General features: G+C 69.2%; 23 protein-coding genes and 1 tRNA gene. 12 read left to right on the forward strand and 12 right to left on the reverse strand.

From position 1 onward, the window contains the following. Window positions 1-87 precede the first annotated feature (87 nt). From aceE to ACIPV2_RS06290, 6 genes are all read left to right on the forward strand, one after another. A complete protein-coding gene (gene aceE, locus ACIPV2_RS06265; protein ID WP_400839429.1) occupies window positions 88-2,814 on the forward strand; it encodes a pyruvate dehydrogenase (acetyl-transferring), homodimeric type in 2,727 nt (908 codons plus the stop codon). A gap of 28 nt (window positions 2,815-2,842) precedes the next feature. Next, the gene (locus ACIPV2_RS06270) at window positions 2,843-4,033 is read left to right on the forward strand and encodes a PucR family transcriptional regulator (protein ID WP_400839942.1); all 1,191 of its coding nucleotides are present in this window, start codon (window positions 2,843-2,845) and stop codon (window positions 4,031-4,033) included. Between the two features lie 120 nt (window positions 4,034-4,153). Continuing rightward, window positions 4,154-5,089 (forward strand): ACP S-malonyltransferase, encoded by a 936-nt coding sequence (locus ACIPV2_RS06275; RefSeq protein WP_400839431.1) that lies wholly within the window; start codon window positions 4,154-4,156, stop codon window positions 5,087-5,089. After that, the gene (locus tag ACIPV2_RS06280) at window positions 5,086-6,084 is read left to right on the forward strand and encodes a beta-ketoacyl-ACP synthase III (protein ID WP_400839433.1); all 999 of its coding nucleotides are present in this window, start codon (window positions 5,086-5,088) and stop codon (window positions 6,082-6,084) included. Before ACIPV2_RS06275 ends, ACIPV2_RS06280 begins: the two co-directional genes overlap by 4 nt. 64 nt (window positions 6,085-6,148) lie before the next feature. After that, window positions 6,149-6,397 carry an acyl carrier protein gene (locus ACIPV2_RS06285; RefSeq protein WP_071641880.1) on the forward strand — a complete coding sequence of 83 codons (249 nt, stop codon included), beginning with the start codon at window positions 6,149-6,151 and terminating at the stop codon, window positions 6,395-6,397. Window positions 6,398-6,475: 78 nt separating this feature from the next. Next, window positions 6,476-7,711 carry a beta-ketoacyl synthase gene (locus ACIPV2_RS06290; RefSeq protein WP_101186696.1) on the forward strand — a complete coding sequence of 412 codons (1,236 nt, stop codon included), beginning with the start codon at window positions 6,476-6,478 and terminating at the stop codon, window positions 7,709-7,711. 161 nt (window positions 7,712-7,872) lie between these two features. On the opposite strand, the gene ACIPV2_RS06295 is transcribed toward ACIPV2_RS06290, so the two are convergent. Both ACIPV2_RS06295 and ACIPV2_RS06300 read right to left on the reverse strand, forming a co-directional pair. After that, window positions 7,873-8,376, reverse strand: a complete 504-nt coding sequence (locus ACIPV2_RS06295) for a DUF3145 domain-containing protein (RefSeq protein WP_101186697.1) — start codon at window positions 8,374-8,376, stop codon at window positions 7,873-7,875. A 226-nt stretch (window positions 8,377-8,602) separates the two neighbouring features. Then, window positions 8,603-9,376 carry a hypothetical protein gene (locus ACIPV2_RS06300; RefSeq protein ID WP_101186975.1) on the reverse strand — a complete coding sequence of 258 codons (774 nt, stop codon included), beginning with the start codon at window positions 9,374-9,376 and terminating at the stop codon, window positions 8,603-8,605. A 171-nt stretch (window positions 9,377-9,547) separates the two neighbouring features. On the opposite strand from ACIPV2_RS06300, the gene ACIPV2_RS06305 reads away from it, so the two are divergent. The 3 genes from ACIPV2_RS06305 to ACIPV2_RS06315 all read left to right on the forward strand — a co-directional run bounded on the left by ACIPV2_RS06305 (window position 9,548) and on the right by ACIPV2_RS06315 (window position 13,767). Beyond that, a complete protein-coding gene (locus ACIPV2_RS06305; protein WP_400839436.1) occupies window positions 9,548-11,572 on the forward strand; it encodes a DUF262 domain-containing protein in 2,025 nt (674 codons plus the stop codon). Continuing rightward, window positions 11,572-12,837: an alpha/beta fold hydrolase gene (locus tag ACIPV2_RS06310; protein ID WP_400839437.1), complete on the forward strand. Its 1,266-nt coding sequence runs from the start codon at window positions 11,572-11,574 to the stop codon at window positions 12,835-12,837. Before ACIPV2_RS06305 ends, ACIPV2_RS06310 begins: the two co-directional genes overlap by 1 nt. A gap of 63 nt (window positions 12,838-12,900) precedes the next feature. Then, entirely contained in the window at window positions 12,901-13,767 is an 867-nt protein-coding gene (locus ACIPV2_RS06315; RefSeq protein WP_400839439.1) for a DUF72 domain-containing protein, read from the forward strand. A 6-nt stretch (window positions 13,768-13,773) separates the two neighbouring features. Here the strand turns inward: ACIPV2_RS06315 and ACIPV2_RS06320 are convergent, their stop codons facing one another. Continuing rightward, on the reverse strand, window positions 13,774-14,781 hold the full coding sequence (locus tag ACIPV2_RS06320; protein WP_400839441.1) for a YihY/virulence factor BrkB family protein: 1,008 nt from the start codon (window positions 14,779-14,781) through the stop codon (window positions 13,774-13,776). A 142-nt stretch (window positions 14,782-14,923) separates the two neighbouring features. On the opposite strand from ACIPV2_RS06320, the gene ACIPV2_RS06325 reads away from it, so the two are divergent. Next, window positions 14,924-15,139: a hypothetical protein gene (locus ACIPV2_RS06325; RefSeq protein WP_400839443.1), complete on the forward strand. Its 216-nt coding sequence runs from the start codon at window positions 14,924-14,926 to the stop codon at window positions 15,137-15,139. Here the strand turns inward: ACIPV2_RS06325 and ACIPV2_RS06330 are convergent. Beyond that, complete coding sequence (locus ACIPV2_RS06330; protein ID WP_400839445.1) at window positions 15,127-16,176, reverse strand: iron-containing redox enzyme family protein; 1,050 nt, start codon at window positions 16,174-16,176, stop codon at window positions 15,127-15,129. The two genes, ACIPV2_RS06325 and ACIPV2_RS06330, sit on opposite strands and share 13 nt — an antisense overlap. 171 nt (window positions 16,177-16,347) lie before the next feature. Between ACIPV2_RS06330 and ACIPV2_RS06335 the strand changes: the two genes are divergently transcribed. Next, window positions 16,348-16,554 carry a CDGSH iron-sulfur domain-containing protein gene (locus ACIPV2_RS06335; protein WP_400839447.1) on the forward strand — a complete coding sequence of 69 codons (207 nt, stop codon included), beginning with the start codon at window positions 16,348-16,350 and terminating at the stop codon, window positions 16,552-16,554. A 19-nt stretch (window positions 16,555-16,573) separates the two neighbouring features. Here ACIPV2_RS06335 and ACIPV2_RS06340 read toward each other — a convergent pair. Together ACIPV2_RS06340 and ACIPV2_RS06345 are read right to left on the reverse strand one after the other, a co-directional pair. Next, window positions 16,574-16,647, reverse strand: a tRNA-Ile gene (locus ACIPV2_RS06340). 32 nt (window positions 16,648-16,679) lie between these two features. After that, window positions 16,680-17,216: a gamma carbonic anhydrase family protein gene (locus ACIPV2_RS06345; protein ID WP_400839449.1), complete on the reverse strand. Its 537-nt coding sequence runs from the start codon at window positions 17,214-17,216 to the stop codon at window positions 16,680-16,682. 140 nt (window positions 17,217-17,356) lie between these two features. Between ACIPV2_RS06345 and ACIPV2_RS06350 the strand changes: the two genes are divergently transcribed. Continuing rightward, on the forward strand, window positions 17,357-17,842 hold the full coding sequence (locus tag ACIPV2_RS06350; RefSeq protein WP_400839451.1) for a Dps family protein: 486 nt from the start codon (window positions 17,357-17,359) through the stop codon (window positions 17,840-17,842). A 68-nt stretch (window positions 17,843-17,910) separates the two neighbouring features. Here the strand turns inward: ACIPV2_RS06350 and ACIPV2_RS06355 are convergent, their stop codons facing one another. The 6 genes from ACIPV2_RS06355 to ACIPV2_RS06380 form a co-directional block, all read right to left on the reverse strand. After that, a complete protein-coding gene (locus ACIPV2_RS06355) occupies window positions 17,911-19,398 on the reverse strand; it encodes an amidohydrolase (protein WP_400839453.1) in 1,488 nt (495 codons plus the stop codon). Then, window positions 19,395-20,036, reverse strand: a complete 642-nt coding sequence (locus tag ACIPV2_RS06360) for an FMN-binding negative transcriptional regulator (protein ID WP_400839454.1) — start codon at window positions 20,034-20,036, stop codon at window positions 19,395-19,397. Before ACIPV2_RS06360 ends, ACIPV2_RS06355 begins: the two co-directional genes overlap by 4 nt. A gap of 36 nt (window positions 20,037-20,072) precedes the next feature. Then, complete coding sequence (locus ACIPV2_RS06365) at window positions 20,073-21,551, reverse strand: sodium:alanine symporter family protein (protein WP_101186707.1); 1,479 nt, start codon at window positions 21,549-21,551, stop codon at window positions 20,073-20,075. A gap of 89 nt (window positions 21,552-21,640) precedes the next feature. After that, window positions 21,641-22,648 carry an Fpg/Nei family DNA glycosylase gene (locus ACIPV2_RS06370; protein WP_400839456.1) on the reverse strand — a complete coding sequence of 336 codons (1,008 nt, stop codon included), beginning with the start codon at window positions 22,646-22,648 and terminating at the stop codon, window positions 21,641-21,643. A 1-nt stretch (window position 22,649) separates the two neighbouring features. After that, a complete protein-coding gene (locus ACIPV2_RS06375; protein ID WP_400839458.1) occupies window positions 22,650-23,165 on the reverse strand; it encodes a ribose-5-phosphate isomerase in 516 nt (171 codons plus the stop codon). A gap of 51 nt (window positions 23,166-23,216) precedes the next feature. Next, a complete protein-coding gene (locus tag ACIPV2_RS06380) occupies window positions 23,217-24,410 on the reverse strand; it encodes a ferrochelatase (RefSeq protein ID WP_400839460.1) in 1,194 nt (397 codons plus the stop codon). Window positions 24,411-24,418 lie beyond the last annotated feature (8 nt).

The raw sequence follows: 24,418 nt of genomic DNA on the forward strand, positions 1-24,418 counted from the left end.
CAGCGCGCGTTGTGCGGTGCCGACAAGGTCTGCCCGCGCCGCATCCCGTTCCTTGGCACGACCTGCCAGCTTGACGAAAGGCTCCACGTGACCGTCCACGATCAGGATCCGTACTCCCAGGCACCTCTGGACAGCGACCCAGAGGAGACCGGCGAGTGGCAGCAGTCACTCGACGAGCTGGTGGATGCGAAGGGTCCCGGCCGCGGCCGGGAGATCATGCTCAGCCTCCTCAAGCGCTCGAAGGAGCGTCACCTCGGCGTGCCGATGGTGCCGACCACCGACTACATCAACACGATCGCCGCGTCGAATGAGCCGGAGTTCCCCGGCGACGAGGAGATCGAGCGCCGCTACCGCCACTGGATCCGCTGGAACGCGGCGATCACGGTGCACCGCGCGCAGCGCCCCGGCATCGGGGTCGGCGGGCACATCTCCACCTACGCCGGCGCCGCGTCGCTGTACGAGGTCGGCTTCAACCACTTCTTCCGTGGCCAGGACCACCCGAGCGGCGGCGACCAGATCTTCATCCAGGGCCACGCCTCCCCCGGCATCTACGCCCGCTCCTTCCTCGAGGGGCGCCTGAGCGAGGCCGACATGGACGGCTTCCGGCAGGAGAAGTCGCACGCCGGTCACGCCCTTCCGTCGTACCCGCACCCGCGGTCGATGCCCGAGTACTGGCAGTTCCCGACCGTCTCGATGGGCCTCGGCCCGATCAACGCCATCTACCAGGCGCAGTCGAACAAGTACCTCACCAACCGCGGCATCAAGGACACCGGCGACCAGCACGTCTGGGCCTTCCTGGGCGACGGCGAGATGGACGAGGTCGAGAGCCGCGGGCAGCTGCAGGTGGCCGCCAACGACGGCCTCGACAACCTCACCTTCGTGATCAACTGCAACCTGCAGCGTCTCGACGGTCCGGTGCGCGGCAACGGCAAGATCATCCAGGAGCTCGAGTCGTTCTTCCGCGGCGCCGGATGGAACGTCATCAAGGTCATCTGGGGCCGGGAGTGGGACGACCTGCTCGCCCGCGACGACGACGGCGCCCTGCTGAACATCATGAACGCCACCCCGGACGGCGACTACCAGACGTACAAGGCCGAGTCGGGCGCGTACATCCGGGAGAACTTCTTCGGCCGCGACGAGCGCGCCGCCGCCCTGGTGAAGGACCTCTCGGACGACGAGATCTGGCACCTGCGCCGCGGTGGTCACGACTACCGCAAGGTCTACGCGGCCTACAAGTCGGCGATGGAGCACAAGGGCCAGCCGACCGTCATCCTCGCCAAGACCGTCAAGGGCTACGGTCTCGGACCGCACTTCGAGGGCCGCAACGCAACCCACCAGATGAAGAAGATGACGCTGGACAACCTCAAGACGTTCCGCGACACCATGCAGATCCCGATCACGGACGCCCAGCTGGAAGAGAACCCGTACCTGCCTCCGTACTACCACCCTGGGAAGGACGACGAGACCATCCAGTACATGCTGGAGCGTCGTCGCAACCTGGGCGGCATGATCCCCGAGCGCCGCACCGCGCACACCGCGATCACGCTGCCCGAGGAGTCGACCTACGCGCTGCCGCGCAAGGGCTCCGGCACTCAGGAGATCGCCACGACGATGGCGTTCGTCCGCCTGCTCAAGGATCTGCTGCGGGCGAAGGACTTCGGCAACCGCATCGTGCCGATCATCCCCGACGAGGCGCGCACGTTCGGCATCGACGCGTACTTCCCCACGGCGAAGATCTACAACCCGAACGGCCAGCACTACACCTCCGTCGACCGGCAGCTGCTGCTCGCCTACAAGGAGAGCCCGCAGGGCCAGATCGTGCACGTCGGCATCAACGAGGCCGGCGCCGTGGCGGCGTTCACCGCCGCCGGCACGTCGTACTCCACCCAGGGCGAGCCGCTCATCCCGATCTACATCTTCTACTCGATGTTCGGGTACCAGCGCACGGGAGATGCGCTGTGGGCGGCCGGCGACCAGATGGCACGCGGCTTCATCATCGGCGCCACGGCCGGACGCACGACGCTCACGGGCGAAGGCCTGCAGCACGCCGACGGACACTCGCCGCTGCTGGCATCCACCAACCCGGCGACGGTCTCGTACGACCCCGCGTACGGCTACGAGATCGCGCACATCGTGCGCTCGGGTCTGGAGCGGATGTACGGCGGATCGCACCCCCACCCCGATGTCATGTACTACATCACGGTCTACAACGAGCCGCTCGTGCAGCCGGCCGAGCCGGAGGATGCGGACATCGACGGCATCGTCCGCGGCATCCACCGCATCAAGCCCGGCACGGGCGAGGGCCACAAGGCGCAGCTGTTCGCCTCCGGCGTCGGTGTGCCGTGGGCCCTGGAGGCCCAGGAGCTGCTCCAGCAGGACTGGGGCGTCAGCGCGGATGTGTGGTCGGTCACCTCGTGGAGCGAGCTGCGCCACGACGGTCTCGCGGTCGACGAGCACAACTTCCTGCACCCCGAGGAGGAGCCGCAGACCGCCTACCTCACGCAGAAGCTGCAGGGAGCAGAGGGCCCGGTCGTCGCGGTCAGCGACTTCATGCACGCCGTGCAGGACCAGATCCGTCCGTGGGTGCCCAACCCGTACTACACGCTGGGCGCAGACGGCTTCGGCTTCTCGGACACCCGTGCCGCCGCGCGTCGCTTCTTCAAGATCGACGGCCCCTCGATGGTCGTGCGCACTCTGCAGGCGCTGGCGGACGAGGGCAAGATCGACCGCTCGGTCATCGGCCAGGCGATCGAGAAGTACCGCCTGTTCGATGTGAACGCCGGCACCAGCGGGAACGCAGGCGGCGAGAGCTGAACCTGTGAGCAGTACCTCCCAGCAGGCCATGGACAAGGCCGCGACGCTCGCCTGGCTGCGCCGGATCTCCGGTGACATCGCGACGGTGACGATCAAGCGGCTCGAGGACACCCTGCCCTGGTACGCCGACATGCCACCGGCCCGACGCTCCGCCGTCGGGCTGGTGGCCCAGGCCGGGATCACGTCGTTCATCCAGTGGTACGAGGATCCGACGTCGACCCCCTGGATCGCCGCCGACATCTTCGCGGCCGCCCCTCGTGAGCTGCTGCGCAGCGTCAGCCTGCAGCAGACCCTCCAGCTGATCCGCGTCACGGTCGAGGTCACCGAGGAGCGCGTCGCGGGGCGCGGCGAGGATCTCCGCGAGGCGATCCTGCTCTACTCGCGCGACGTCGCGTTCGCGTCGGCCGACGTGTACGCCCGTGCCGCCGAGGCTCGGGGACTGTGGGATGCCCGGCTCGAAGCCCTCGTCGTGGACTCGATCCTCACGGGCGAGGCCGACGAGGAGCTGCCCAGCCGGATCGCCGCCCTCGGGTGGCACGGCCACGGCGAGGTCAGCGTCATCGTCGGCACCACTCCCCCGCAGTTCGACGTCGACCTCGTCAGACGCACCGCCCGGCGCATGTCGGTCGACGTGCTGATCGGCGTACAGGGATCGAGACTCGTGCTCGTGATCGGGCGCGCCCGCGTGGCAGGCAAGGATGACGAACCAGAGGAGCTGCCGTTCAGCGAGATCGCACAGCGCCTGGAGCCGTCCTTCGGCCCCGGGTACGTCGTGCTCGGCCCGCCCGTGACCGCACTCGTCGACGCCGGCCAGAGTGCCCGCGCGGCGCTCGCGGGCTTCGCCGTCGCCCGCGCCTGGCGAAGCGCACCGCGGCCGGTCGAGGCCGACGACCTGCTGCCGGAGCGCGCCCTGGCGGGCGACACTCTGGCGAAGCAGACGCTGATCGAACGCATCTTCCGCCCCCTCGAGGCGCATTCCACCGACCTGGTGACCACGCTGTGGAGCTACCTCGACAACGGCCGATCACTCGAGGCGACGGCGCGCGAGCTGTTCGTGCATCCGAACACGGTGCGATACCGGCTCAAGCGCGTGACCGAGGTGATCGGCTGGGACGCGACGGGCCCCCGGGAGGCGCTCATCCTGCAGACGGCGCTGATCCTCGGATCGATCGGGACCGCGGAGCCTGCACGGCGACGCGCCGTGACCCGCCGTCGCTGACCCGTCGCGCCAACGCCACGGCCCCTCCGGCGCCGAAGATGTGCGCCACGCACAATCGATTCGCCGATTGTTGTGATGTTTCATCCACCACCCTCGGCCGATCGTTGGCAGACTAGTGTGGTGATCGTCGTCGCCTCGCCCGGACAGGGCTCTCAGACTCCTGGCTTCCTCGCCCCCTGGCTCGAGCTGGACGGCGTCGCCGAGCAGCTCGCCGCGTACTCCGAGGCGGCCGAAGTGGATCTGATCGCGCACGGCACCGAATCGGATGCCGACACCATCCGCGACACGCGCATCGCGCAGCCGCTCATCGTCGCGGCCTCGCTGATCGCCGCCGAGCAGCTGACCCGGCGCGCTGGACGCCGCCCCGACGGCGTCGCCGGCCACTCGGTTGGTGAGCTCGCCGCCCTGGTCGGCGCCGAGGTGCTCGTTGCCGACGACGCGATGCGCCTGGTCGGTGTGCGCGGACGCGCGATGGCGGATGCCGCAGCTCACACGCCCACGGGCATGAGCGCGGTGCTCGGCGGCGACGCCGAAGAGGTGCTCGCGCTGCTCGACGAGCTGGAGCTCACCCCCGCGAACTACAACGTCGCCGGCCAGATCGTCGCCGCAGGTGCGCTGCCCGCGCTCGCGCAGCTCGCCGAGCGGGCTCCGCGAGGCGTGCGGGTCATGCCGCTGCAGGTCGCCGGCGCGTTCCACACCTCGTACATGGCTCCTGCCGTCGATGCGCTGCGTGCTGCCGTGTCGGACATCTCGACGACCGACCCGACCGTGACGCTCTGGTCGAACCGGGATGGCGCCGTCGTGGGCGACGGGCAGGACGCCCTCGACCGCATCGTGACCCAGGTGTCGTCCCCGGTGCGCTGGGACCTCTGCATGGAGGCCTTCGCCGCTGCAGGCATCACCGGGTTCATCGAGGTCGCCCCCGCCGGCGCGCTCAGCGGTCTCGCGAAGCGCGGACTGCGAGGCGTCCCCAATGTCGCAGTGAAGACCCCCGACGACCTCGACGCAGCCGTGGAGCTGCTGAGCGGGTCATCGAAGAACGGAGCAGTCTCGTGAGCACCCTCAAGCAGGCCACCGGCCCCGCGCACACGCGCATCTACTCGGTCGGCGCGTCGCGCGGCGAGAACGCCGTCCCCAACGACGACCTGATCGGCCCGATCGACTCCAGCGACGAGTGGATCCGGCAGCGCACCGGCATCATCACCCGCACCCGCGCGGTTCCCGAGACCAGCGCCGTCGACCTCTCCACCGCCGCCGCGAAGGAGGCCGTCGAGCGTTCGGGCATCGATCCGGCCGAGATCGATCTCGTCATCGTCGCCACGATCAGCAATCCGCAGCAGACCCCGTCCGTCGCCGCTATCGTCGCCGACAGCATCGGCGCCACTCCCGCCGCCGCGTACGACATGAACGCCGCATGCGCGGGATATGCGTACGCCGTCGCGCAGGCAGACGCGCTCATCCGCGCCGGAGCAGCCCGCCACGCGGTCGTCATCGGCGCCGAGAAGCTCTCGGACGTCGTCGACCCGACCGACCGCAGCATCTCCTTCCTGCTCGGTGACGGCGCCGGGGCGGTCGTCATCGGCCCGAGCGAGACGCCCGGCATCTCGGCGACCGTGTGGGGCTCGGACGGCTCGAAGTCCGACCTCGTCGGCATGAACCACACCCTCACCGACTTCCGCGACGGCAAGGCGCCCTGGCCGACCCTCCGCCAGGAGGGCCCGAGCGTCTTCCGCTGGGCGGTGTGGGAGATGGCCAAGGTCGCCCGACAGGCGCTCGAGCGGGCCGGCATCGAGGCATCCGACCTCGCGGCATTCATCCCGCACCAGGCGAACCTGCGCATCATCGAGGAGTTCGCGAAGCAGCTGAAGCTGCCCGAGACCACCGTCATCGCCCGCGACATCGAGACGACCGGCAACACGTCGGCCGCCTCGATCCCGCTCGCGACGCACCGCCTGCTCGAGGAGCACCCGGAGCTGAGCGGCGGTCTGGCACTGCAGATCGGGTTCGGCGCCGGTCTGGTCTTCGGCGCGCAGGTGGTCGTGCTCCCCTGATCGGGCCCACGCCTTCCCTAGACTGTTCACCGGTTCATCCCATTCCGAGAAAGTAGGAAACACCATGGCTCTCACCAACGACGAGGTCCTCGCCGGCCTTGCTGAGCTTGTCACCGACGAGACGGGCATCGACGCGTCCGAGGTCACGATGGAGAAGTCGTTCACCGACGACCTCGACATCGACTCGATCTCGATGATGACGATCGTCGTCAACGCCGAGGAGAAGTTCGGCGTCACCATTCCCGACGACGAGGTCAAGAACCTGAAGACCGTCGCCGACGCCGTCAACTTCATCGTCGCCGGCCAGGAGTAAGACCCGCGGATGCCACCCCCGCGGACCGCGGGGTGTGGCACCCACATGCACTGATACCCCTCCTCACGAAGGACTCCCATGACCAAGCGCATCGTCGTCACCGGCATCGGCGCCACGTCCGCTCTGGGCGGCACGGCTCCCGAGAACTGGGCGAACCTGCTCGCAGGCCAGTCCGGCACCCGCACGCTGCCGCACGACTGGATCGAGAAGTACCAGATCCCCGTGCACTTCGCCGCGGAGGCCATCGTCCGCCCCGAGGAGGTGCTGCCTCGTCACGAGGCGAAGCGACTCGACCCCTCGACGCAGTTCGCGATGATCGCGGCGCGCGAGGCGTGGGAGGATGCGGGCGCCCCCGAGGTCGACCCCGACCGCCTGGGTGTCGACTGGGCGACCGGCATCGGCGGCGTCTGGACGCTGCTGGATGCCTGGGACACCCTGCGTGAGAAGGGCCCGCGGCGCGTCATGCCGCTGACCGTGCCCATGCTGATGCCGAATGCCGGCGCCGGCAACCTCTCGCTGCACTTCAACGCGCGGGCGTTCGCCCGCACGGTCGTCAGCGCGTGCGCGTCGAGCACCGAGTCGATCGCGAACGCCTACGACCACCTGCAGGACGGCCTCGCCGATGTCGTGATCGCGGGCGGCGCCGAGTCGGCCATCCACCCGATCACCATGGCGTCGTTCGCCTCGGCACAGGCGCTCTCACGGCGCAACGACGACCCGGCGACGGCATCCCGGCCCGGCGCGATCGACCGGGACGGCTTCGTGATGGGCGAGGGCGGTGCGGCCCTCGTGCTCGAGACCGAGGAGCACGCCAAGGCCCGCGGCGCGAAGATCTACGCGTACGTCGTGGGTGGCGGCGTGACAGCCGACTCGTACCACATCACCGGAAACGACCCCGAGGGCACGGGTGCCGCACGCGCCGTCGAAGCGGCTCTCGCCCAGGCGGGCGCGTCGCCCGATGAGGTCGCGCACATCAACGCGCATGCGACCTCCACCCCCGTCGGCGACCCCAACGAGTATGTGGCGCTCAAGCGCGTGTTCGGCGACCGGGTCGACGAGATTCCGGTCTCGGCGACCAAGGCGTCGACCGGGCACCTGCTCGGCGGCACCGGAGCACTCGAGGCCGTGTTCACCATCCTCGCGCTGCGCGACCGCGTCGCTCCCCCGACGATCAACATGACCGAGCCCGACCCGGCTGTGCCGTTCAAGCTCTCGACGTCGCCGCAGCCGCTCGGCGACGGCGAGCTGCTGGGGATCAGCAACTCGTTCGGCTTCGGCGGGCACAACGCGGTCGTCGCGTTCCGCAGCGCCTGACGGCCGACCTCGCCCCGCACTCGCGACGAAGCCCCCGCCTTCCCCGGCGGGGGCTTCATCCTGATGCGTGGGATTCGCTTTCCCGGTCTCCGGGTGCGACCACCGGATCCCGCTACTCGCGCCTCCACCGCACGTCCTTTCGGTTGCCGCGGCGCCTGCGGCTACCCGACCTTGTGCAGCCAGACGACGTGCGTGTCGTCGCCGGCATGCCGGAACGGCTCGAGCTCCTCGTCCCAGGCCGAGCCGAGAGCCACGTCGAGTTCGCGCTGCAGCTCGGCCACGTTGCCCGCGGCGATCTCCATCGCGTAGCGGATCCGGTCCTCGCCGATGACGATGTTGCCCGCCGAATCGGTCTGGGCGTAGTGGATGCCGAGATCGGGCGTGTGCAGCCACCGACCACCCTCGCTGCCCGGCGTCGGATCCTCCGACACCTCGAATCGGAGGTGCTCCCAGCCGCGGATCGCCGTCGCGAGCGCCGCGCCGGTCCCGGCCGGCGCGTCCCAGTAGAACTCCGCCCGGCGGGTGCCCTGCTGCACAGGCTGGTCACTCCACTCGAAGTTGACGGCACGACCGATAGCGCGTCCCACCGCCCATTCGAGGTGCGGGCAGAGCGCGCGTGGAGCGGAGTGGATGAACACCACTCCGCGTGCGTATCCCGTCGCCATGATCTCTCCGTTTCATCAGGTACGTCTTCCCCTACGACCTGATCCGAAGATGCGGCGAACTATGCGGTTGTACCGCGATTATCGCCCAGAACAGCACGAATCACAAGCTTGTCATTCCGGATGCCAGGACGGCCCCGGTCGTGATGACCGGGGCCGTCCTGGTGTGAGCCTGTCGAAGGCCGGTCCCTGAGCCTGTCGAAGGGCGGTCCCTGAGCCTGTCGAAGGGTTACGCCTCGCTCATCGCAAGCTTGGCCTGCTGGCCCTTCGCGGCGTAGTAGGCAGCGCGAGCGGCATCGCGACGGGCCTGCTCGGCGTAGCCGGCCTCGAGCACGTCCTGCGCGACCTCGACCTGCTCGTGCTGGTCGGTGCCGTTGTACTTCTCGATGTAGGCGTCGAGCTCGGGGCCCGACTCCCACGAGGTGATCAGGCAGTAGCGGGGCTCGGTGCCGTTGTGCGTGGTGGCGTGCCACAGACGCTGGGTGTCGACGATGAGCTGAGCACCCGCCGGAAGGGCGATGCGGTACTCGACGCTCGGGTCGGTGCGGTTCTCACGCAGGACGAAATAGCTGTCCTTGTCGTCGGTGAGGTTGAAGAACCCGCGCACGACCCAGCCCGTGCCGTCGGGGTTGAGACGGTTATTGTCGTCCTGGTGCAGGTTGTAGAGGCACTCGCCGTACGGGGTCGGCTGCAGCTCGATGACGCGGCAGCGACCGACGTTGGCACCCGGCTCCTTGGCGCGGGCCGTCAGGGTCGGGGCGATCGCGGTCTGCGAGTCGATCCAGACGCCGTCCTTGTCGGTGCGCGGCGGCTTGTGGTTCCAGAAGCCGTTGCACTCGATCTCGCCCTTGGCGCTGGCGAGAGGCGAGAAGCGGGTGTCGCCCGAGGACTTCCAGTCGACATACTCGATGTCGAGCCATTCCTTCGGGTCCATCTCCCCGCCGTAGCTGTCGAGGATGACGAATCCCTTGTCTTCGAGGGCTGCGGACTTGATGTATCCCATGATCTGAGTCATGTCCTTTCGTAATGGGCCAGCACGTTTTAACAGGCCCTACTTAGGCAAGCCTACATCCGGGTCCTGGACGCACCCCGGCGGCTCGGCCGGAGAAAACGGCCCCGGACTAGACTCGATCCGGCGGACAGTCACCCCGCCATCCGGAGGAATCACGCAGCCATGGCAACGGCGACCAATGTCGAAGCGCACGCGACGGGAACGATCGAGTGGCTCTCCGCTCCGACGACCAACATCGTCGTCCCGGTCTATCAGCGCCAGTACCGATGGGACATCGGCGGCTGCGAGAAGCTGCTCTCCGACATCCGGGCAGTGGCCGGTGAGGATGACGGTCACCGGCACTTCATCGGCTCGATCCTGTCGGGCCGGGACGCCGCGCCCGGCGCCGCGGGTGCGGATGCGGAGGATGACGATCTGATCCTCATCGACGGGCAGCAGCGGATCACCACGATCATGCTGCTCATCGCCGCTCTGCACCACACCGTCCGCGAGAGCGACCCGTCATTCGCGGCCGAGCTGCAGCGGGTGCTCGTGCGGGCCGACGATCCCGCGCGCACGAAGCTGCGCCCGCACGACGCGTGGGCCGGACTCTACGAGTCGGTCGTGCTGGACCGACGTCATGGCGCGGACCGCGAGTCCCGCTTCGACGACAACTACGCCTTCTTCCGCAGCCAGGTCCACGCCGATGAGGCGCCCGCCATCTGGCGCGGCCTGCAGCGTCTCGAGCATGTGTCGATCACCCTCGGTCCCCACGCCAGCGCCCAGCAGATCTTCGAGAGCCTGAACTCGACCGGGCAGCCGCTGCGCGACCACGAGCTGATCCACAACTACATCCTGATGGGTCTCTCGCACGCCGAGCAGCTGCGCATCGAGCGCGAGTTCTGGCTCCCCATCGAGCAGCACACCGGCGAGACGATCGGAGCCTTCTGGCGCCACTTCCTCGTGATGACCACCGGGCGTGAGATCGACGCGGCGGGTGAGCACGGCGTGTACGCGGCGTTCCGCGGATCGTTCCCCCGGCTCGATGTCGAGCATCTCCGCGCCGATGCGTCGGTCTGGCGCGAGTACGCCGAGATCTACGGCATCCTGCTCGACCCCTCTCGCGAGCCGGATGCCGGCCTCCGGCTCCAGATGCAGCTGCTGAACACCTTCGGGCGCACCTCGTATCCGCTGGTGATGAGCGCCTACGGGGACTACCGCCGCGGCGCCGTCCCCCGAGAGCAGCTCATCGACGTGCTGGAGTGGGTGCAGGCGCTGTTCCTGCGCCGCGCGATCGTGGGACTGCCCACCGATCGGCTGATCGCGCGGCTGTGCCGTGCTCGCACCGAAGGTCACGACGCGCTGATGCGCGCGATCGGCCGCATCACGCCGTCCGACGAGCGGGTGAGCGCCGTGCTGAAATACGGCGAGCTGCCGCACCCCGCGTACGTGCTCGGGCGGATCGAGGGCGTCGAGGACCTGACCGACTTCGACGTGGAGACCATCGTCCCGCCCGTTCCGGCCACCACCTGGAGCGGCGACGGCACCCGGCCGTGGAACGAGTACAGCGAAGACGAGCAGAACGCACACCGCGCACTGACGCCGACGCTCGGCAACCTCACGCTGCTGGAGGATTCGCTCACCCTGCGCGTCTTCGGAGCATCGTTCCCCGAGAAGCGCGACCTGGCCTACGCCCGCAGCTCGATCTCGGCCACCAGGGAGCTGGCCGAGATCCCGGCGTGGAACACCGCGGCGATCGCGGCACGCACGGTGCGGCTGACCGCGGAGCTGCTGAGGATCTGGGGGCGCCCGGATGTGGGCGAGATCGACGACGACGGGTTGACCCCGGTGCTCGACGCGGTGCGTCGCCGGGGCTGGCCGGCCGGGTGGGATCGCGAGTTCGACTACTGCGAGTACCGCGGCGAGCACTGGGAGATCAAGGACGTTCGCGCTCTGTTCAACCGCATCTTCCGCCGCGCGTGGACCGACGACCGCGCCGCCGCCCTGTCGTACAGCGCGAAGCACGGCGGTCCGCTTTACAGCGAGATGGCGTGGAAGGGTCAGTGGGATGAGTTCGACGAGTCGCACTTCCTCTACATGGGCTGGGATTCGCACTACATGATGACGGCGCTTCAGGGGGTGCTGGAGGAGTCCGGCATCGCCACGGAGGTGTTCGTGAAGTACTCGTACATAGGGAACGTGATGTGATGACCGCCACCACCACCGCCAAGACCACTGTCCGGCGCATGCAGGACCTCACCGTGGAAGAGCACACGCTCACCCTGCCCCTGGTGTGGGGCGACGCCGCCGACACGCGCACGATCGACGTGTTCGCCGCCGTCGTGAGCCGTGAGGGCGGCGAGAACCTGCCCTACCTGGTGTTCCTGCAGGGCGGGCCCGGCCACGAGGCACCTCGCCCGTTCCATTCGCCGTCGAGTCCGTCGTGGCTGGACGCCGCTCTCGCTGAGCACCGCGTCGTGCTGCTCGACCAGCGCGGCACGGGGCGCTCGACGCCGGTGGGCGATCAAGACCTGGCGCGCGGCGCCGAGGCGGTCGCCGAGCACCTCACTCACCTGCGCGCGGATGCCATCGTGCGCGACTGCGAGGCGTTCCGACAGCACCTCGGCGCGGAGCGCTGGAACGTGCTCGGGCAGTCGTTCGGCGGTTTCACGACCCTCGCCTACCTGTCGACCGACGCGTCATCGCTCGAGCGGGTCTACATCACCGGTGGCCTGAGCACCCTCGACCGCACGCCCGACGAGGTGTACGCCCTGTGCTACGACAAGATGCGCGAGGCATCCGAGAGGTACTACCGCCGCTTCCCGCAGCACCGCGACCGGATGCGCCGGCTCGCCGACCTGGCCACCGCCGGTGACCTCACCCTGCCGGACGGCGAGGTGGTCTCGCTGTCGAGGCTGCGCTCGGCGGGCTCCGCCCTGGGCACGAACGACGGCTGGCAGTCGCTGTGGTCGCTGCTGGAGCTCGATCCCACCTCGAATGCCTTCCGCTACGACCTGGCCGCCGCGATGCCGTACGACGGGCGCAACCCGCTGTACTTCGTGTTCCACGAGTCCAGTTACGCCTCCGGCCATGCCACTCGCTGGTCGGCGGAGCGCGTCGAGCCGGCGGACTTCGCGGCTGATCCGACGCTGTTCACCGGCGAGCACATCCGCCGTGACTGGACCGAGACGGTTCCCGCCTTCCGCCCCTGGCGCGACGTCGCGCTGGCTCTGGCCGAGCATGAATGGCCGACGATCTACGACGCGGCCGCCGTGCAGGCATCCGGAGCCGTCGGCGCAGCCGCCGTCTACGTCAACGATGTCTACGTGCCCTACGAGTTCTCGATGGAGACCGCGCGCCTGCTGCCCGGCGTGCGCACGTGGGCGACGAGCGAGCACGAGCACAACGGCCTGCGCTCCGGCGATGTGCTTGCGCGCCTGATCGACCTCGCGCACGACCGGCGCGTGCGCTGAGCGCCGCCGGCGCCGGAGTCAAGGCCGTGACGGCGCTGGCGTCCGGCGCCTAGTCTCGGAGAGATGACACCACCCGACGCGTCCCCGACCCGGCGCCCTCGCATCCGAGTGGGCACCTCCGGCTGGCGGTACCGCTCGTGGCGCGGCGACTTCTATCCCGAGGGCCTGGTGCAGCGGGCGGAACTCGAGTACATCGGCGAGCACTTCTCGACCGTCGAGCTCAACGGCTCGTTCTACTCGCTGCAGCGGCCGCAGAGCTATCTGCGCTGGCGCGACGCCGTGCCCGATCACTTCACCTTCGCGGTGAAGGGATCGCGATACATCTCGCACATGCTCCGCCTGCGCGACACCACCACCGCGCTGGCGAACTTCTTCGCATCGGGGGTGCTCGCGCTCGGTCCCACCCTGGGCCCGATCCTCTGGCAGCTGCCGGAGCGGCAGAAGTTCGACCCGGACGTCCTCGACGGCTTCCTCGCCGGGCTGCCGCGCACCACCGCAGAGGCCAGAGCGCTCGGACGACAGCACGACGAGCGGATGAACGGACGCACCTGGCTGGAGGATGCCGAGGATCGCCCGCTGCGCTACGCGCTCGAACCACGCTCGGACACCTTCGACGACCCTCGGCTGGCGGAGATCCTCAACCGGCACGGCGTTGCTCTCACTGTCGCCGACACGGCGGGCAGATGGCCGCAGTTCGAGCCCGGCGACGCGGACCTCGTCTACGTGCGGCTGCACGGCGCATCCGAGCTGTACGCGAGCGGATACACGGCTCAGGAGCTTCAGGAGTGGTCCGAGCGATGCCGTCGCTGGGCGGAGCAGGGCCGCGGGCGCGATGTCTTCGTCTACTTCGACAACGACGCGCGCGGCCACGCACCACACGACGCGCTCGCGCTGGCCGGGCTCGTCGGCGACGCGCCCGACGGCCGCTGACCTCGTTCAGCGCCGCGAGCGGCGCAGCCGGCGAGCGAGCCGCTCATCGGCGACATCGTTCTCGGCGGTCTTCTCGAGTCGCTTGGTGTCTCGCAGCGACACCTGCAGATCGCGCTCGGCAGGCACGCCGCGGCGCAGCTCGCGCACGCGCTCGAGCTCCGCGTCGAACAGCGCGCCGACGAGCAGGGAGATGTTGGCGATCCACAGCCAGAGCAGGAAGATCACGACGCCGGCGAACGACCCGTACACCCGGTCGTAGTCGGCGAGGTGGCTCACGTAGAAGCCGAAGCCGACGGATGCCAGCGCGAAGGCCCCGATCGCGACCAGCGCACCCACGCTCATCAGGCGGAAGCGGGGATGAGCGACGTTCGGCGCGAAGTAGTACAGGATTGCGACGATCAGGCACACGACCAGTGCCACGGCAGGCCAGCGGACGATGCGCCAGATCGTCAGCGCGACCTCCCCGGCACCGATGGACTCTCCGAGCGCCTGGGCGAGAGGCCAGCTGAGAGCGGCCAGGACACTTGCGATGGTGACGAGCACGAACACCGCGAACGTGACGATCAGGTGCGTCGGCTTCGCCTTCCAGAACATCCGTCCCTCCGGCACGCCGTAGATGCTGTTCATCGCGCGCCCGAGCGTGGTGACGTACCTGGCGACCGACCACAGCGCGAAGACGAGCGCCAGGACGATCACCCAGCCGGCGCCGGCCGTCGATGCGACCTGCTCCAGGGGCTGCTGCAGCACCTTCACGGTGTCTTCCGGGGCGACCTCGCGCAGCAGGTCGAGCACGGCATCAGCCGCACCCCGCTTCTCGCCGAACACGCCGATCACCGAGAACGCCGCGATCAGAGCGGGGAACATCGCCAGGATCGCGTAGAACGTCAGCCCGGCGGCGGCATCCGGACAGTAGGTGCGGAAGAAGCCGCGCGCCACGCGCTTGACGATGAGCGTGGTCGCCTCTCGCCGCTCACCGTCGCGGCGGGTGTCGGATGCCGGAGCGTCTGGGGCCATGTGCTCAGGATGGCGCATCCCGGCGGTCACAGCACCCGCCTTGCATCCGGGAGAAGCAGGATGCTATCCCGGCTTGCTCGCCGGTCAACCCCTTTGCCTGCTCGCTGTCCACCGGCCAGCGTGGAGGAGGAAAGGAGCAGACATGTCGAACACCCACGAACAGCCCGATGAGGAACCCACCACCGAGGAGCTCGAGGAGCCGAGCACCGAGAAGGAGCCGGGCGAGGAGCCGAAGGTCGAGCAGCCGGACGACCCCGAGCCCGACCACGACGCGGTCGGCATCGGCGTCATCGGCGGTCCGCAGAGCGACACCGCCGACCAGGACTCCTCGAGCCCGGATGCCGATCAGCCCAGCTGAGGCTCTTCACGCAGAGAGCTGCGGCCTGCCTCCCACGCGTGCAGGATGTGCTCGCTCGCCCATCCGTCGACGGTGAGGCAGGCTGCAGCTCCGAAGAGGATGTCGTCGAGAAGCTCGGGCGAGTCCTCGGCCAGGGAACCGGCGAGGTCGCGCCCGGCGATCTGCTCGTGCACGGCATCGGCCTCGACGTGCTCGTCGTAGTACGCCGTCACGTCCTCCCCGAAGCCGACTCTCCGCAGACCGTCGGCGATCCCCCGGCACGGCAGCGAGGAGGTCATCTCGAAGGCGGCGAGGTGCCCCACAGCCGCGCCGCGCAGCCTCCGGTTCAAGCCGAACATCGTCATCAGGTTGAAGGACGCGAAGGTGATCGCCGGCACCGAGTCGGCGTACGCGCCGTAGGTGTCGTCGAGCCCGGCGCCGCGCATCGCGTCGGCGAACATCACCTGGTGCATGCGCTCCACCCGCCCGCCGCCGTACTCGTCGGCCTGGATCTCGATCAGGGCCGCCTTGGCGCGGCCGGTCAGTCGCGGGGTGGCCCACGAGTGCGCATCCGCCTCGCGAAGCGTGTAGATGCTGCGCTGGATCAGCAGCTCGCGCGCCTGGTCGGCGTCGGCCTTCCGGCTGACGAAGTGCGACAGACTCGGCCCGGGCTGCGGGGCGGTCAGAGCGAACAGCGCCGCCGCGACAGCCTCCCGTGTCGCCTCCGGCGTGTCGGGCATCGGCGCTGCGGCGCGGACGGCGTCCTCGAAGGCGCGTTCCAGGACGGCACGGGCGGTGAGCAGCGAGACGTCCCATTCCCAGTGCGCGCCGAACTGCGGCAGTGAACCGTATGCCACGGCGTACAGCAGGAAGAGCGAGAGCTGCACGTCGTCGTCGGTGATCGGATCTTCCACCAGGACCGCATCGCGGGCCAGCTGCGGCAGGCCTTCTGCCCGCTCGGGGGCCCGGTCGTTCAGCACCTCGAGCAGTTCGGCGCTGAGGGGGCCGCGCGCGCTGACGGCGACGGACGTGGCGTCGGAGGAGAGGCTGAGCGTCATGGGGCTCCTTCGTCAGGCGGTGATCCGGCCGGATCATCCGTGTGCGACCACACTAAGGCGGGACGGATACGCGATCACCGGCCTTGACACGACCCACGCCCGGCCGTCAAGTCCTTGCCCGCCGCTGCAGCCTGACGCAAGACTCGGATCTCACCGCGATGAGGAGTGCTCATGACCGCGAGAACTGAGGCGGCGACGATCACCGCCTGCACCGATGGACCGCTGCTCGTGCGGGGAGACGTCGACCTGCAGTCCGCGGCGGGGCGGCCCATCGAGCGCCACCGCCGCACCATCGCGCTGTGCCGCTGCGGCCTGTCGTCGATCAAGCCGTTCTGCGACGGTGCGCACAAGACATCCGGATTCCGCACGGACGACTGAGCCTGCAGCCGCAGGAGAGTAGGGCGGGTCGGACTTGAACCGACGATCGATGGGTTATGAGCCCACTGCCTTAACCAGCTTGGCCACCGCCCCGTAGACCAACAGCCTACCGTCCACGCGGCGCGCTACCCCGCCTGTGCGGCCGCGTGCGTGCGGGTGTGTTCGAGGTAGATCTCCGCGTTCTCGATCAATCCGCGGCGCTCTTCTTCGGTGAGCGGCCTGCGCACCTTCGCCGGCACGCCGGCCACCAGTGAACCGGCAGGAACCTCTGTGCCGCCCAGCACCACCGCGCCGCCGGCGATCAGGCATCCGGCGCCGATCACCGCCCCGCTGAGCACCACCGCGCCCATGCCGACGAGCGAGCCGTCGCCGATCGTGCAGCCGTGCACGACCGCGTTGTGGCCGATCGAGACGTCATCGCCGATGACCACGGGATGCACGCTGTCGACGTGCACCGAGACGTTGTCCTGCACGTTGCTGCGCGCGCCTACCGTGATGGATGCCGAGTCCCCGCGCAGCACCGCGTTGTACCAGACGCTCGCCGCGTCACCCAGCGCGACATCGCCGACGATGCGCGCACCGTCGGCGACGAATGCGTCGGCGGGGATGCGGGGAACCTGCGTTCCGAGACTGATGACGGAAGCGTTCTCGGCGATGGTCATGAAGGTGAGACTACCCTCACTTCCGCGTGATTACGCGGAAGTGAGGGCCGGTAAGCGTTGCCTACGCTTGCTTGCGGAATGGTTCACGCTGAGTACCGTTGTACTCAGAAGACGTGGCAGCAGACATCTCGGAGGTTCACATGAGCAAGGCCCAGACCATCCCCAGCATCGCCGTCGACCCGACCGTCGCCGCGGCCGCAGCGCAGTTCCTCTCCCCCGTGGTGCACGGCCTGCAGGCCCTCACCGTCAACGGCAAGCAGGCGCACTGGCACGTTCGCGGCGCGAACTTCGTCGGCGTGCACGAGCTGCTCGACACGATCGTCGAGCACGCCGGCGACTTCGCCGACACCGCCGCGGAGCGCATCGTCGCCCTCGGTCTGCCCATCGACGCCCGCGTGCAGACCGTCGCCGAGCGGGCCGGCCAGACCGCCGTCCCCGCCGGCTTCGAGCAGTCCGACGAGCTCATCCGCGCCGTCATCAGCGACATCGACGCGATCCTCGTCAACGTGAAGTCCGCGGTCGACGGTCTCGACGAGGTCGACCTCACCAGCCAGGACGTGGCGATCGAGATCCAGCGCGGCCTCGAGAAGGACCGCTGGTTCCTCATCTCGCACATCGCGGCCTGACACCGCACCACAGAGAGGGGCGCCGCAGCATCGCTGCGGCGCCCCTCTCTGTGTGGACGCCGGCGCGTTCAGTCCAGGTGCGTGAGCGTTCCGCCGAGGAGGGTGGCGGAGACCGGCATCCGGCTCAGTTCGATGCGATCGGCGGTCAGCGGGTCGCTGCCGCACAGCACGAGGTCGGCCACGCCGCCGAGCTCGATGTCGGTCTCGCCGTGGCGGCTGCTCGCGCGCAGCGCGGACTCGACGCTGACCCGCTCGCCCGGCTGCCACGGCTCCCGGTCGTCGCCGGTGCGGTGCACCGCCGCAGCGATCGCGAGCCACGGATCAAGGGGTGCGACCGGGGCATCCGATCCGAAGCGCACCGGGATGCCCGCCTCGAGCAGCGAGGCCAGCGGGTGGCTCAGCGCCTGCTGATGCTGCCACAGGCTGCCGACCATGTCGCGGTCGTCGACCGCGTGCTCCGGCTGCACGCTGGCCACGACGCCGAGTCGCGCGAAGCGCGCGAGGTCCGCATGCCGCACGAGCTGTGCGTGCTCGATCGTGCCTCGGGCCTGGGTGAAGGTGAAGGCGTCGAGAGCGGATGCCACGGCGCGGTCGCCGATGGCGTGCACGGCGACGTCGATTCCTGACGCCGTGGCTTCGGTGAGCAGACCGCGAAGACGGTCAGGTTCGATCGTGAGCACGCCGAAGTTCGCCGGATCGTCGTCGTAGGCGTGCGAGCACGCGGCGGTGCGAGTGCCGAGCGAGCCGTCCGTGATGAGCTTGAGCGGGCCGACGTGCACGAGCCCGCGGGTGCCCGTCAGCTCCTCCCCCGTGCGGAGTCCGTGCGCGATCGCGCGCGACAGGTCCGCGGCGTAGAAGGCGAACTCCACCCGGTGCGCGGCGAACCCGGCATCCGTCCGGCGACGCCAGGAATCCGCATTCCACGCCATGTCGAAGTCGACCAGGCCGGTGACGCCCCGAGCGGCGGCGCGGTCGCCGGCCCGCCGCACCGCGGCGTCGGCTGTGGAATCGTCCGCGGCGTTCAGCCGCCGGGAGATCTCGAAGGCGTCCTCCTCGCGCAGCATCCCGTCGTCGGTAGGGGTGAAGCCCTCGCGCTGGAATGCGGCGGTGTTCAGCCACACGCTGTGCACGTCCGCGTTGATCAGGTACGTCGGCTCGCCGCCGGTCCGCTCGTCGAGCAGAGCAAGAGACGGGGCGTCCGGCCACAGCGCATCCCGCATCCCGGCACCGACGCGTCGCCCGTCCGTGAGAGCCCGGGCATCGCCCATGACGCGGGCGGCGTCGGCGGCGCTCTGCATCTCGCCCAGCGGCACGCGATCGGCGTTCAGGGCCCACTGCACCGTGTGCACGTGGTGATCCCACAGCCCGGCGACGACGCGGCGGCCCTCCCCCTGAAGCACCAGGCCCCGGGCAGGCAGAGACCCCGTCGGTGCGATGTCGGCGATGCGCCCATGCTCGATCACGAGATCGACGGGCTCGTCGCCGAATGCCGGCGCCAGTGGCCCGCTGAGCCGAACCGCACGCAGGAAGTCGACGCGATCGCCGCGCGCCATCATGAGCGGCGTCCGGAGTGGGCGTCGCGGGCACGGCGCATCTCTGCCGCCAGCGCCGGGTTGGCGTGTGCGCCGGTGCTCTCGAGCGCGGCGATCACCTCGTCGACGGTCTCGGCCGGCTTGTTCTGGCTCAGCTTGCGCTTGGCGACGACCTTGGCGGGTGTGAGCCGGAAGCCGACCGTCCCCGCAGCGAGCCGATGCACGAACGCCTCATCGTTGGGCAGCTGCCACATGCCGCGCGGGCTCGGCATGCGGCTCTCGAAGACATCGACCATCCGCTCGAGCACTCGCAGGTTGTCGGCGTCGGAGAGGATCTCCGGTACGCCGCTGAGATGGACCGAGGCGTGGTTCCAGGTGGGCACGGCCTGCATGTCGCCGTACCAACCCGGTGAGATGTAGCCGTGCGGGCCCTGAAAGGCGATGAGGATCTCACGCTCGCCCAGTCCGTGGATGAGATCGTCCGGACGTCCGACGTGGCCCACCACGGTGAGGTCGTCGCGCTCGTCATCGAGCAGCACCACGTAGTGCGAGGCGACGAGCCCGTCGTCCGCATCGCTGACGAGAGTCGCCCACGGGTTGAGCTCGATGATCCGGCGCAGTTCGGCCGGGTCAGTCATGGCGAAGCTGGGGTTCTGACGCACCCTGCAAGCCTAGGACCGACCCGGCCGAACGAACTCTCACCGCCTGGTCTTGACCACCGGGATCGCCTGGGTCTTCCAGTCCTCGAATGCCTGATCGCCCGCCATGAACGCGTTCACCTCTTCGGGCGTCGCCGTCAGCTTCGGGTCGTTGTCGAGGTACTTCTTCGTCTCGCGCGCCACGAGACCGGAGAGGAGGAGCAGCCCGATGAGGTTCGGCAGCGCCATGAGGCCGTTCATCACGTCGGAGAACGCCCACACCACGCCGAGCTGGACCGTGCAGCCGACGAACACCACGAGGGAGAACAGGATGCGGAACGGCATCACGGCCTTGCGTCCGATCAGCCGCTCGATGCTGCGCTCGCCGTAGTACGACCAGCCGAGGATCGTGGAGCCGGCGAACAGCACGAGACCGATCGTCACGATGTAGTGTCCCCACTCGCCGGGCAACCCGTTCGAGAAGGCCTCGCCGGTCATCAGGGCTGCACTGATCTGGTCGCCGTTCTCGTCGGTCAGCTTCCACGCGCCGGTCGTGATGATCACGAGGCCGGTGCAGGTGACGACGATGATCGTGTCGATGAAGGTCTGGGTCATCGACACCAGGCCCTGTCGCACGGGGTGGCTGGTCTTGGCAGCCGCCGCGGCGATGGCCGCCGAGCCCATACCCGACTCGTTCGAGAAGATGCCGCGCGCGACACCCATCTGCACGGCGATGATGATGGCAGAGCCGGCGAAGCCGCCGATCGCGCTCGTGCCGGTGAAGGCGTCGGTGAAGATCTCCGCGAAGGCGGCGGGCACGCCCCCGATGTTCGCGATGAGGATGTAGATCGCGCCGAGCACGTAGAAGATGATCATCACGGGCACCAGACCCGCGGTGACGCGGCCGATGGACTTGATGCCGCCGACGAGCACGAGCAGCGCGAACACGGTGAGCACGATGCCGGTCACCCAGGTGGGCACGTTGAAGCTGTTCTCGAGGTTGGCCGAGATCGAGTTGCCCTGGGTCATGTTGCCGATGCCGAAGCACGCGATCACGGCGGCGACGGCGAAGAAGATCGCAAGGAACTTGCCGAATCCGCCCGGGATGCCCCGCTCGAGGTAGTACTGCGGACCACCGGACTTCTCACCGGCGGCGTCGGTGGTGCGGAAGCGCACGCCGAGGAACGCCTCGGAGTACTTCGACGCCATGCCCAGCAGGCCGGTGATCCACATCCAGAACAGCGCGCCCGGTCCGCCGATGCCGATGGCCGTTGCGACGCCGACGATGTTGCCGGTGCCGACCGTGGCGGCGAGAGCCGTGGTCAGCGCCTGGAACTGCGAGATGTCGCCGTCGGCACCGGGATCCTTGCGGGTGAACAGGCCGAGGCGCAGCGCTGCGCCGAGGCGGAGGAACTGCAGACCCCCCAGGCGGATGGTCAGGTACAGGCCGGTGCCGAGGAGCAGCGGGATGAGGATCCACGGTCCCCAGATCCATGAGCTGATGTTCTCGAGCACGCCCTGCAGCGCGGAAAGGTCCATATGGTCTCCTGTCGTGCGACGTTGCAAACGGACTCAGCCATCCTATTCACAGCGGGCACCCAGGTTGGATCATCGCGCGCGGGTCGCGATCAGCGCTGGCAGTACGGGCACCAGTACAGCTTGCGGGCGCCGATCTCCTCCAGGGCGATCTCCGTGCCGCACACCCGGCACGGCAGTCCCGCCCGGTGGTAGACCCAGTGCCGGTCGTCGCGGCTGGCCATGGCAGCCCGATACGCGTCACCGGTGAGGCCGTCCATGGTCATCATCTGACCGGTCTCGACCCCGATCGAGAGCAGCTCGACCCAGTCGCGCCACAGCTCTCGCACGACCTCCTCGGGCACGTCGCGTCCGGGTGTGTGCGGCTCGAGCCGGGCTCGGAACAGCATCTCGGCGCGGTACACGTTGCCGATCCCGCTGACCACCGCCTGGTCCATCAGCAGCAGCGCGATCGGCGTGGGCTTGCGGCGGACGGTGCGCACGAAGCGCTCCTCGCCCTCGGCGAGGTCGCCGACCAGCGGATCGGGCCCCAGCTTCGCGACCGAGGCGAGCATCTCGTCGGTGGTCTGCAGCGCGCACGCCGTCGGTCCGCGCAGGTCGGCGCAGGTGGTGTCGTTCAACAGACGCAGCCGCACCTGGCCGACCACGGGCGGCGGCCATTCGTCGACCTCGTCCGCGAGGCCGCTGGTCTGCTCCGACATCCGCACGTGCACCCGCGACTTCCGCGGAGCGCCGATGGAGCTCAGCGAGTTCTCGCCGGCGTCGTCGTAGATCGCCTCGCCTTCGGTGTCGAGGTCGGTGCCGCGCTGGTTCGTCTGCCCCATGCGACCGTTGGCGGATGCGATGGTGGCGTCCGCCACGATCTCGCCGGCGAAGTCCCATGCGCCGTAGAGGCCGAGGTGCACGCGCAGCCACACGGCGTCCTCGAACTCGAGGAACATCTGCTTGCCGACGGCCATCGCCTGCAGCATCTCGCGCCCGTCGAGGACCGCCGCGCCCTCGGCGAAGCGCCCCTGCGGGCTCGACGCCCTGACGGGCCGGCCCAGGAAGTTGCGCGCGAACTGGCGGGCGATGCGGTGGACGGAATGACCCTCGGGCATGTCAGGCGCGCCCGTCGGCGGAGCCGACACCCCCCTCACGCGGGTCGGGAAGCAGCGACCCGTCCTTCTCGAAGTCGGCGATCTGGTTGATCCGGCGCACGTGGCGCTCCTCGTTGGAGAAGGGCGTCGCGATGAAGCGGTCGATGAATGAGGTGACCTCGTCGAAGCTGTGCTGGCGCGCGCCGATGGAGATCACATTCGCGTCGTTGTGCTCGCGGGCGAGCTCTGCGGTCGAGAGGTTCCACACCAGTGCTGCCCTGATGCCCTCGACCTTGTTCGCGGCGATCTGCTCGCCGTTGCCTGATCCGCCGAAGACCACGCCGAGCGCCTCGACGCCGGCGCGCTGGTCGGCGACCACGGCCTGCGCAGCGCGGATGCAGAAGGCGGGGTAGTCATCGAGCGCGTCGTACTCCACGGGACCGTGATCGATGACCTCGTGGCCCGCCTCGCGCAGGTGCTGCTGCAGGCGGGTCGAGAAGTCGAGTCCGGCGTGGTCGGTGGCGATGTGGATGCGCATACCGCCATCATATTCAGGCTCGAGCGCTGGGTCCCTGAGCCTGTCGAAGGGTCAGGGGGCGATGCCGGCTGCCGCCGGCTTGAAACCGGCGCGGATGTTCTCGCAGCATCCGGGACGGCACACGTCGAACCACGGTCCGAGGTCCGTCACGTGCGCGCGGTCGGCGGCGGGGCGCCCCTCCAGGCGCTCCTGCACCAGGTCGACGATGCCCGCGACGAACGCCGGCGAGACACCGGGGGTCGGTGTGCGGGCGAAGGCCAGCCCTGCGTCCTCCGCCGCCTCCTTCGCCTCGGTGTCGAGGTCCCAGAGAACCTCCATGTGGTCGCTCATGAATCCGACCGGAACGACGACGACCGCCCGTCGTCCTCGCTCCGGCAGCTCGCCGATGACGTCGCAGACATCGGGCTCGAGCCACGGCTGCGAAGCGGGGCCGGAACGCGACTGGTACACGAGCTCCCAGGGCACGTCGGCGGCGGCGGGTGTCAGTTCTGCCACGCGCGCCATCACCCATGCGCTGACGGCTTCGTGCTGCACGGCATACGCGCCGCCCTCGCCCCAGTCGACGTCCCGGGGGCCGGAGCGCACGGCGTCGTCCATGGGGATGCTGTGGGTCGAGAAGAGCACCTGGATCTGCTCCGGTGCGAGTCCCTCGTCGAGGCGCTCGCGCACGGCATCGTGCACCCCCTCGACGAACGCCTGCACGAAGCCGGGGTGATCGAAGAACGGACGGATCTTGTCGATGGTCACGAGACCGTCGTATTCCGTGCCGTCGAGGATGCGAGAGAAGTCCTCGCGATACTGACGGCAGCTCGAGAACGAGCTGTACGCGCTGGTCGCGAACGCCAGCAGCGTGGTGTGCTCGTCGGCGACCGCCTCGGCCACGGCGTCCTCGAGGTACGGCGCCCAGTTGCGGTTGCCCCAGTACACGGGAAGGTCGATCGATCGCGCCGCGAGCTCCGCCTCGAGCGCCGCCTTCAGCGCGCGGTTCTGCGCGTTGATGGGGCTCACGCCGCCGAAGTGACGGTAGTGGTGCGAGACGTCCTCGAGCCGCTCGTCGGGGATGCCACGGCCGCGCGTGACGTTGCGCAGGAACGGGATCACGTCGTCTTGGCCTTCGGGCCCGCCGAATCCGGCGAGCAGGATGCCGTCGTAGGCGACGGGAACCTCGATGTGCGCGGAGCCGGTCGATGCGGCCGGCGAGGCGTGCGGAACGACGATCTTCTCTGAGGAGCTCACGTGATCCATCCTGTCAC

The sequence above is a fragment of the Microbacterium sp. NPDC089987 genome, assembly GCF_044748505.1.
In the GTDB taxonomy this organism is placed as follows: domain Bacteria; phylum Actinomycetota; class Actinomycetes; order Actinomycetales; family Microbacteriaceae; genus Microbacterium.

Excerpts from the sequence above, each read along its gene's own strand:
- ACIPV2_RS06270 (WP_400839942.1), top strand. The coding sequence starts at position 2,843 with ATGGACAAGGCCGCGACGCTCGCCTGGCTGCGCCGGATCTCCGGTGAC.
- ACIPV2_RS06285 (WP_071641880.1), top strand. The coding sequence starts at position 6,149 with ATGGCTCTCACCAACGACGAGGTCCTCGCCGGCCTTGCTGAGCTTGTC.
- ACIPV2_RS06290 (WP_101186696.1), top strand. The coding sequence starts at position 6,476 with ATGACCAAGCGCATCGTCGTCACCGGCATCGGCGCCACGTCCGCTCTG.
- ACIPV2_RS06295 (WP_101186697.1), bottom strand. The coding sequence starts at position 8,376 with ATGGCGACGGGATACGCACGCGGAGTGGTGTTCATCCACTCCGCTCCA.
- ACIPV2_RS06300 (WP_101186975.1), bottom strand. The coding sequence starts at position 9,376 with ATGGGATACATCAAGTCCGCAGCCCTCGAAGACAAGGGATTCGTCATC.
- ACIPV2_RS06305 (WP_400839436.1), top strand. The coding sequence starts at position 9,548 with ATGGCAACGGCGACCAATGTCGAAGCGCACGCGACGGGAACGATCGAG.
- ACIPV2_RS06310 (WP_400839437.1), top strand. The coding sequence starts at position 11,572 with ATGACCGCCACCACCACCGCCAAGACCACTGTCCGGCGCATGCAGGAC.
- ACIPV2_RS06315 (WP_400839439.1), top strand. The coding sequence starts at position 12,901 with ATGACACCACCCGACGCGTCCCCGACCCGGCGCCCTCGCATCCGAGTG.
- ACIPV2_RS06320 (WP_400839441.1), bottom strand. The coding sequence starts at position 14,781 with ATGGCCCCAGACGCTCCGGCATCCGACACCCGCCGCGACGGTGAGCGG.
- ACIPV2_RS06325 (WP_400839443.1), top strand. The coding sequence starts at position 14,924 with ATGTCGAACACCCACGAACAGCCCGATGAGGAACCCACCACCGAGGAG.
- ACIPV2_RS06330 (WP_400839445.1), bottom strand. The coding sequence starts at position 16,176 with ATGACGCTCAGCCTCTCCTCCGACGCCACGTCCGTCGCCGTCAGCGCG.
- ACIPV2_RS06335 (WP_400839447.1), top strand. The coding sequence starts at position 16,348 with ATGACCGCGAGAACTGAGGCGGCGACGATCACCGCCTGCACCGATGGA.
- ACIPV2_RS06345 (WP_400839449.1), bottom strand. The coding sequence starts at position 17,216 with ATGACCATCGCCGAGAACGCTTCCGTCATCAGTCTCGGAACGCAGGTT.
- ACIPV2_RS06350 (WP_400839451.1), top strand. The coding sequence starts at position 17,357 with ATGAGCAAGGCCCAGACCATCCCCAGCATCGCCGTCGACCCGACCGTC.
- ACIPV2_RS06355 (WP_400839453.1), bottom strand. The coding sequence starts at position 19,398 with ATGATGGCGCGCGGCGATCGCGTCGACTTCCTGCGTGCGGTTCGGCTC.
- ACIPV2_RS06365 (WP_101186707.1), bottom strand. The coding sequence starts at position 21,551 with ATGGACCTTTCCGCGCTGCAGGGCGTGCTCGAGAACATCAGCTCATGG.
- ACIPV2_RS06370 (WP_400839456.1), bottom strand. The coding sequence starts at position 22,648 with ATGCCCGAGGGTCATTCCGTCCACCGCATCGCCCGCCAGTTCGCGCGC.
- ACIPV2_RS06375 (WP_400839458.1), bottom strand. The coding sequence starts at position 23,165 with ATGCGCATCCACATCGCCACCGACCACGCCGGACTCGACTTCTCGACC.
- ACIPV2_RS06380 (WP_400839460.1), bottom strand. The coding sequence starts at position 24,410 with ATGGATCACGTGAGCTCCTCAGAGAAGATCGTCGTTCCGCACGCCTCG.